Annotated in this window: 6 protein-coding genes; 5 read left to right on the plus strand and 1 reads right to left on the minus strand. The window is 53.3% G+C overall.

Features of this window, described 5'->3' with window-relative positions; all coding sequences use genetic code 11:
- The 5 genes from AC1HCM_RS05280 to AC1HCM_RS05300 all read left to right on the plus strand — a co-directional run.
- Positions 1-1,665: putative bifunctional diguanylate cyclase/phosphodiesterase (locus AC1HCM_RS05280; RefSeq protein WP_479460722.1), on the plus strand; the 1,665-nt coding region annotated here is incomplete at its 5' end.
- Positions 1,666-1,674: 9 nt separating this feature from the next.
- Positions 1,675-3,486, plus strand: a complete 1,812-nt coding sequence (gene leuS / locus AC1HCM_RS05285; protein WP_479460723.1) for a leucine--tRNA ligase — start codon at positions 1,675-1,677, stop codon at positions 3,484-3,486.
- On the plus strand, positions 3,479-3,808 hold the full coding sequence (locus AC1HCM_RS05290; RefSeq protein WP_479460724.1) for a hypothetical protein: 330 nt from the start codon (positions 3,479-3,481) through the stop codon (positions 3,806-3,808). The genes leuS and AC1HCM_RS05290 overlap by 8 nt, the downstream gene beginning before the upstream one ends.
- Positions 3,805-5,076, plus strand: coding sequence for a dihydroorotase (locus AC1HCM_RS05295; protein WP_479460725.1), 1,272 nt, complete (start codon positions 3,805-3,807; stop codon positions 5,074-5,076). The genes AC1HCM_RS05290 and AC1HCM_RS05295 overlap by 4 nt, the downstream gene beginning before the upstream one ends.
- A 3-nt stretch (positions 5,077-5,079) precedes the next feature.
- Positions 5,080-5,544 (plus strand): hypothetical protein, encoded by a 465-nt coding sequence (locus tag AC1HCM_RS05300; protein ID WP_479460726.1) that lies wholly within the window; start codon positions 5,080-5,082, stop codon positions 5,542-5,544.
- Position 5,545: 1 nt separating this feature from the next.
- Here the strand turns inward: AC1HCM_RS05300 and purU are convergent.
- Positions 5,546-6,343: formyltetrahydrofolate deformylase (gene purU, locus AC1HCM_RS05305; protein WP_479460727.1), on the minus strand; the 798-nt coding region annotated here is incomplete at its 5' end.

Raw genomic sequence — 6,343 nt, forward strand, 5'->3', positions numbered from 1 at the left:
ATAGAGTTCACCGAGAAGGAGGACAGGCTGAACAAGCTCTCCCTCGCCGTTGAGCAGAGCTCGGACTGGATACTCATAACCGACAGGGAGGGGCACATCCAGTATGCAAACAGAGCTGTTGAGGAGATAAGCGGGTACAGCAGGGAAGAGCTCCTCGGAAAGAAGGCTTCCATCTTCAAGTCGGGCAAACACAGGGTGGACTTCTACAGAAAGCTCTGGGAGAGGATACTCTCGGGTGAGACCTTCAGGAGCGTCTTCATAAACAGGAGGAAGGACGGAAAGCTCTTCTATCTTGACCAGACGATAACGCCGATAAAGGATGCTCAGGGAGATGTGGTAGGCTTTGTAGCCACCGGTAAGGACATAACCCAGGAGAGGGAGCTCAGGGAAAAGCTCAACTACATAGCCTACTACGACCCCGTCACCGACCTTCCCAACAGGGTCAACTTCGTTGAAAGGCTCAAGTTTTCCCTGTCAAGGGCTAAAGCTCTGGGGAGGAGCCTTGCGGTTCTCGTCATAGACCTTGACAGGTTCAAGTACATAAACGATACCTACGGCTACCCCACAGGGGACGCGGTGCTGAAAGAGGTGGGAAGGAGGTTGAGGGAGGTCCTGAGGGAGGGCGATACCGTTGCGAGGCTCGGAAGTGACGAGTTCGGCGTGGTTCTCGCAGACCTCGCTCAGAAGGAAGACATACCCAAGGTGGTTGAGAGCCTCTTCAGGAGCTTCCAGGAACCCATAAGGTTAGACGGAGAGGAGATAAGGCAGAACCTGAGCATCGGCATAGCGATCTTTCCCGATGACGGCTCCGAGGCGGAGGACCTTATAAAGAAGGCTGAGATGGCTCTTTCCCATGCCAAGGAGAGCGCACCAAGCAGCTACCAGTTCTATAAGGAGGACATGAACGTCCAGATGACCGAGTTCGTCCTCCTTGAGAGGCACCTCTTCAAAGCCCTTGAGAGGGAAGAGTTCATCCTCCACTACCAGCCATACTTTGACCTGAAGGAGCTGAAGCCAAAGGGTATGGAGGCACTCCTGAGGTGGAACAGCGAGGACCTCGGTATCGTTTACCCCTCAAGGTTCATACCCGTGCTTGAGAGCACCGGTCTGATAAAGGAGGTTGGGGAGTGGGTTCTCAGACAAGCCTGCAAGATGGCGAAGGAGACGGGGCTCTTCGTCTCGGTGAACGTATCCCCCGTTCAGTTCAGGGACAGGTCCTTCACCGAGAGGGTTGAGAGGGTGATAAAGGAGACCGGTGTGGAGGGTGGACTTATAACCCTTGAGGTTACCGAGAGCGTGATAATGGAAGACGTTGAGTTTGCCAACAGAAGCCTCAACCTTCTGAAGGACCATGGCGTCAGGGTGGCTATAGATGACTTTGGGACTGGATACTCTTCGCTTGCCTACCTGAAGTATCTGCCTGTTGACTTCCTGAAGATTGATGTCTCCTTCGTAAAGGACATAGACAGTGACCCCGAGGACAGAGCCATAGTGAACGCCATAGTTCAGCTCTCCAAGAATCTGGGGCTCAGGACGATAGCGGAAGGGATTGAGAACGAGAAACAGCTTGATATACTGAAGGAGATGGGTTGTGACCTCGGGCAGGGATACTTCCTCGGAAGACCAAAGCCAGCGGAGGAGCTCAGAAGGGAGCTTGGGCTATAATCTATATATATGAAACCCTACAATCCCAAGGAGATTGAGGAAAAGTGGCAGAAGGTATGGGAAGAGAGGGGTGTATTCAGAGCAAAGGAAGGTGAGGGGGATAAGTTTTACGTCCTTGAGATGTTCCCCTACCCATCGGGTCGCATACACATGGGGCACGTGAGGAATTACACCATAGGGGATGCGGTGGCACGCTTCCTCAGGATGAAGGGAAAGAACGTTCTCCATCCGATGGGCTGGGATGCCTTCGGGCTTCCCGCAGAGAACGCAGCCATAAAGCAGGGAATACACCCGGCGAAGTGGACTTATGAAAACATCGCCTACATGAGGAGACAGCTCAAGCTCCTGGGCTTTTCCTACGATTGGGAGAGGGAGATAGCCACCTGTGACCCCGAGTACTACCGATGGAACCAGTGGATATTCCTGAAGATGTACGAGAGGGGGATAGCTTACAGGAAGACAGCCCTCGTGAACTGGTGCCCCCACGATGAGACCGTTCTGGCAAACGAGCAGGTGATAGAGGGTAAGTGCTGGAGGTGCGGCACACCGATAGTCCAGAAGGAAGTGCCCTCCTGGTTTTTGAAGATAACCGACTACGCGGAGCGTCTCTTAAAGGACCTTGAAAAGCTGCAGGGTAAGTGGCCCGAAAGGGTTATAGCCCAGCAGAGGAACTGGATAGGAAGGTCGGAGGGTGCTCTCCTGAAGTTCATGGTCGGAGACACGCCCGTTACCGTCTTTACGACGAGACCCGATACGGTCTTCGGCGCCACCTTCCTCGTCTTAGCCCCCGAGCATCCCCTGACCCTTGAGCTCGCAAAGAGGGGCGGAAGGCAGGAGGAGGTAAAGAAGTTCGTTGAGAAGGTCAGAAATCTCCCCCAGAGGGATAGGGGAGATAAGGATAAGGAAGGCGTCTTCTTGGGCGTTTACGCCAGGAACCCGGCAAGCGGTGAGGATATACCCGTATGGACCGCAGACTACGTCCTCTACGAGTATGGGACCGGTGCGATAATGGCAGTGCCCGCCCACGACCAGAGGGACTGGGAGTTCGCAAAGAAGTATGGGCTCAATATAGTGCCAGTTGTCATGCCAGAAGAGGGATGGAACTTTGAGGAGGGAGCCTACGAGGGTGCTGGCAGGCTCATAAACTCCGACGGCTTTGATGGGATGGACTCACAGGAGGCGAAGAGTAAGATAACCCTGTGGCTCAAGGAAAAGGGTCTCGGAGAGCCAAAGGTAACTTACAGGCTCAGGGACTGGAACATCTCCCGTCAGAGGTACTGGGGAACACCCATACCAATAGTTTACTGCGACAGGTGCGGGACCGTCCCCGTGCCCGAGGAACAGCTTCCCGTAAAGCTCCCCCTTGACGTTGAGTTCACCGGCAGGGGAAATCCTCTGGAAAGTTCGGAGGAGTTTGTCCAAACGAGCTGTCCCAGATGCGGAGGTCCGGCTAAGAGGGAAACGGACACGATGGATACCTTCTTTGACTCCTCCTGGTACTATTTAAGATACTGCGACCCCAAGAACGACAGGGAGCCCTTCTCAAGGGAGAAGGCTGATTACTGGATGCCCGTTGACTCCTACATAGGGGGTATAGAGCATGCGGTCCTGCACCTTCTCTACGCCCGCTTCTTCCAGAAGTTCCTGAAGGACATAGGTCTCGTTAGGGACGATGAGCCCTTTGAGAGGCTGATAACCCAGGGTATGGTCCTTAAGAGGTGGGTCAGCATAGGCTCTCTGCTGAGACATCTTGGTTTGAGCGAGGAGGATAGCCTTGAGCTCCTTATTGAGAGGCTTAAAAACTACAAGGAGGTTGGCTGAGATGATGAGCAAGGAGTTTGAGTTTGGGATAGGGCTTATCAAGAGGTTCAGGGACATCCTGGAGCAGATAGCGAGCTCAAGCTCCGAGGAAGAGGCAAAGCCCCTCATTGAGAGCATAAAGCACCCCATATTCGGTGCAATGGCTCAGATAAAGGCAGGGGAAGGACCCCTCAAAGAGGAGATACTTGAGCCCTTGGCTGTGGTTGTAGCCCAGTTCAGGGAGTTGAGCGACCTTCAGGCTCTCAAGGAAGCTATACCTCAGGTAATAAACCTCGCTGAACAGGCGGAGAAGCTCGCTCAGGAAGGCGCCGCTCAGGGATGATAAAGCATCTTATAAAGGGAGGGACCCTCGTTGACCCCTCCCAGGAGCTTCTTGGCATATACGACATACTCATTGAGGGCGACAGGATAAAGAGGGTTGAGGAGGAAATATTTGAGCCGGAGGCTGAGATAATTGATGCCAAGGGACTCATAGTTGCCCCAGGCTTTGTGGACCTTCACGTCCACTTCAGGGACCCGGGACAGACTTACAAGGAGGATATCCTGAGCGGGAGCAGGAGCGCCGTTGCGGGAGGCTACACAACGGTAGTGTGCATGCCGAACACCCAGCCACCCATTGACTCTCCCGAGGTTGCCCAGTACATAAGGGCTCAGGCAAAGTGCTGGGGTCTCTGCGAGGTCCTCCCGGCGGGTACGATAACTAAAGAGAGGAAGGGAGAGGAGCTCTCCGACTTTTACTCCTTGAAAGAGGCTGGCTGCGTAGCCTTCACCGACGATGGCTCTCCCGTTATGGACTCGGGGATAATGAGGAGAGCACTTGAGCTCTGTGCCCAGCTCGGAGTTCCCGTCATGAACCACTGCGAGGATGACAGCCTTGCAAAGGGTTCTATAAACGAGGGTGAGGTCTCAGCCCTCCTGGGACTGTCCTCAAGACCGCCCGAGGCGGAGGACATACTGAACGCAAGGGACTGCATACTCGCCTACTACACTGGGGGACACGTTCACATCCAGCACCTCACCACAGCCCTCGGGGTGGACATAGTCAGGAGATTCAAGGAGAAGGGGACTAGGGTGAGCTGTGAGGTAAACCCCAACCACCTGATATTTACGGAAGAGGAGATCCTGAGGAGCGGTGCGAACGCAAAGGTAAACCCGCCCCTCAGAAGGGAGGAGGACAGGAGGACCCTCTTAGAGGCTCTCTCAGATGGGACAATTGACTGCATAGCCACGGACCACGCCCCCCACGCCCCCTTTGAGAAGGGGAGTGTTGAGAGCGCCCTGCCCGGTATGATAGGGCTTCAGACAGCCCTTCCCATAATGCTTGAGCTCGTTGCAAAGGAGCACCTGTCCCTCTTCAAGATGGTTGAGCTCATGTCAACAAACCCTGCGAAGATTCTCGGAATTGAAGGAGGTACACTGAAGGAAGGCTCCAAGGCTGACATAGTGATAATTGACCTAAAGAAGGAGTGGGTTCTGAACGAGGAGACCAACTTCTCAAAGAGCAGGAACACCCCTCTATGGAACAGGGTCCTGAGGGGTAAGGTGATATACACCATAAAGGATGGAAAGATCGTGCATAAAGATAATTAAGCCATGGGGATATTTAAAGAGGACCTTATAAACTTCGGAAACCTTATAGACACTGAGGTTGAGGTAAAGCTACGCCCGGAAGACTTCAAGAGGGTCTTTCCTGAGCTGGATTTCTCCTTCTCCGACAGGCTCGTAAAGATAAGGGGAAAGAAGAAGGGGCTTTTGTTTAAGAAAAGCTTTGAGTTCAGGGGTGCTCAGGAGGAACAGAAGGTCTTCAACGTCCGGGAGTACGAAACCGAGGATATGGGAATATTCCTAAAGATAATCTCCAGGGAGGGAATTGATAGGCTCCTACAGGAGAAAGGGGTTGAGCAGGAGGGAGAGTATCTCAAACTCAGCGTCTTTGACGTTCTCAAGAGCTCAGACATATACAGGGAGATACCAGATGCCTTCAAGGACAAGCTTATGATAACCCGCTACAAGGTTAGAGAGGGGCACCTCGCCATATACATAACCGTAACCAAGTAAATCAGTCAAAGACTACGGTTCTGTTGTCGTAAACGAGCACCTTGTGCTCCAAGTGCCACTTCACAGCCCTTGCAAGAACGACCTTCTCTATATCCTTTCCCTTCCTTATGAAGTCTTCCAGAGAGTCCCTGTGGCTCACCCTTATTATGTCCTGCTCAATTATAGGTCCTTCATCAAGTAGCTCCGTCACGTAGTGGCTCGTAGCCCCTATTATCTTCACACCCCTCTCGTAAGCCCTGTGGTAAGGCTTGGCACCGGGGAAGGCGGGAAGGAAGGAGTGGTGTATGTTTATTATCCTGTTCCTGTACCTGTCCACAAAATCCTTGGAGAGTATCTGCATGTAGCGGGCGAGGACTATTGTGTCTATTTCGCTCTCCTCAAGGAGCTGAAGCTCTTTCTCCTCCGCCTCTTTCCTGTTTTCCCTGCTCTTGGGCACGTGGTAGTAGGGAACACCGAAGAACTGAGCGAGAGGTCTCATGTCCTCGTGGTTGCTTATGACGAGCCTGACTTCCCCCTTCAGCTCTCCGCTCCTGAACCTGTGCATGAGGTCGTAGAAGCAGTGCTCCTGTTTGGAAACGAATATTGCTACCCTCTGGGGTGCATCGCTGAAGTGGAGAGAGTAGTTCATAGAGAACCGCTCCGCGGTCGGTCTGAAGGACTCCTCAATCCCATCCTTGGGTATGCGAAACTCGGACACGTCCCACTCAACCCGTGCGAAGAAGATTCCCTTCTGGTAGTCTATGTGCTGGTCAAAGTGGACGATGTTCCCGCCGTTGTCGGCTATGAAGCTCGCTATCTC

The sequence above is a fragment of the Hydrogenivirga sp. genome (assembly GCF_056450045.1).